Origin of the sequence: Massilia sp. CT11-108, from assembly GCF_047302915.1 — a bacterium.
In the GTDB taxonomy this organism is placed as follows: Bacteria; Pseudomonadota; Gammaproteobacteria; order Burkholderiales; family Burkholderiaceae_D; genus Telluria; species Telluria orientalis.
Map to the genome: position 1 here is coordinate 1 of NZ_JBKYMO010000780.1, position 1,863 is coordinate 1,863.

2 protein-coding genes are annotated in these 1,863 nt (G+C 67.5%); one reads left to right on the plus strand and one right to left on the minus strand.

Translation table 11 applies throughout. The features are described 5' to 3' along the window. On the minus strand, nucleotides 1–1,111 hold a 1,111-nt coding region (locus tag ACEN88_RS30600; protein WP_413345780.1), incomplete at its 3' end, for a PepSY-associated TM helix domain-containing protein. 117 nt (nucleotides 1,112–1,228) lie between these two features. Between ACEN88_RS30600 and ACEN88_RS30605 the strand changes: the two genes are divergently transcribed. Further along, a partial coding sequence (locus tag ACEN88_RS30605; protein WP_413345782.1) for a TonB-dependent receptor plug domain-containing protein occupies nucleotides 1,229–1,863 on the plus strand: 635 nt, incomplete at its 3' end.

Sequence of the window (1,863 nt, forward strand, 5' to 3'; positions counted from 1 at the left end):
GCGCACGTGCCGTCCGCGCCGCCGCGCGCCCGCGCCGCAGCCACAGGTACAGGCCGCTGCCCAGCACGACGATCGTCGCCACGTCCAGCAGCGCCCACACGAGTTTCATGCCGGCGCCGCCGTAGTCGCCGAAGTGCAGCGGCTGCGACAGCAGCAGGGTCTTGAGGTACCACGGCAGCTCCCTGCGGTCCGTCACGGCGGCCGTCTGCGCGTCGACCAGCACCGGCTGGTACAGGCGCGACGTCAGTGCCGCGTCGCCATGCATGTACACGCCGTAGTGGTGCGGCGTCGCGAACGGCGTGCCGGGGAACGCGATGAAGCCGACGCGCATGCCGGGCGCCGCCGCTTCCGCATGGCGCACCGCCGCCTCCATCGACGCGAGCGTCACGGGCGCGGCCTGGCCCGCGTAAGGCTTCGTCATCTCGGCGATCTCCGTCACTTGCCACACCTTCAGCAGCACGTCGGCCAGCGTGTTCACGACACCCGTCGCGCCCACGACGAGCGCCCACGCGAGCGTGACGATGCCCAGCAGGTTGTGCAGGTCGAGCCATTTCAGGCGCGCCGTACGGCCCTGGCGGACGGTCCCGAATTCCAGCTTGCGCATGAACGGCGCGTACAGCACGACGCCGGACACGATGGCCACGAGCAGCAGCAATCCCATGAAGCCGAGGAACAGCTTGCCCCACACGCCTGCGAACAGGTCGACGTGCAGGTGGAAGAGGAATTGCATCACGCCGCCGCCCTCGATCGGCGGCTCGCCGACGAATTGCGCGGTGCGCGCGTCGATGGCGATGCTCTTGAAATCCGGGTCGTTCGCGTGAGCGCCCATCGTCAGGAACCACAGCGACGGTTCGTCCGGCTCCTGCGACATGTACATCATGACCTTGTCGGGATAGCGCGCCTGGCCGGCGGCAATCACGCGGTCGAGGCTCGCCGGCGCCTGCGGGGCCGACAACTGCGGCGCCTCGATGTCGTTGCCGAGCAGGTGGCCGATCTCGTGGTGATAGATCAGCGGCAGACCCGTCAGGCACAGCAGCAGCATGAAGACGGTGCAAATGAGGCTGCTCCAGGTATGGATCCAGGACCAGCGGCGGAGGTGTGCGGGAGACATGAGCGGGAAACGGGGCGGGATTGTTGCGGCTGAGGCTAAATAATAATAGTTCTCATTTACGAACGCAAGAACGCTCCGTATAATGAGAATTATTCTCATTAAACAAACAACGTTACCATGAAGTCCGCACCGTTTCCCCGCACCATCCTCACGCCGATCGCCGTCGGTGCCCTCCTCCTCGCCGCCTCGGCCTCGGCCCAGACGACCGACGACGGCATCGCCACCGTCGTGGTCACCGCGTCCGCCGACGCGTCGGCGCAGGGCCTGCCGTCCGCCTATGCCGGTGGCCAGGTGGCGCGCGGCGGGCGTCTCGGCCTGCTGGGGAACGTGGACATCATGGACGCGCCGTTCAACGCCACCAATTACACGCACGCGCTGATCCAGGACCAGCAGGCCAGGAGCGTCGCGGACGTCGTGCAGAACGATCCGTCGGTGCGCGTGGCGCGCGGCTTCGGCAACTACCAGGAGCTGTACGTGATCCGCGGCTTCGCGGTGAACTCGGACGACCTCGCGTATAACGGTTTATACGGTTTGCTGCCGCGCCAGTTCGTGGCGAGCGAGCTGCTGGAACGCGTGGAAGTGCTGCGCGGCGCGAACAGCTTCATCAACGGCGCGGCGCCGGGCGGCGGCGGCATCGGTGGCATGATCAACCTGCTGCCCAAGCGCGCGCCGAACGCGCCCCTGAACGAAGTGACGGCCGGCGTCGAATCGGGCGGCCAGGCTTACGTCGCGGCCGAAGCGGCGCGCCACGT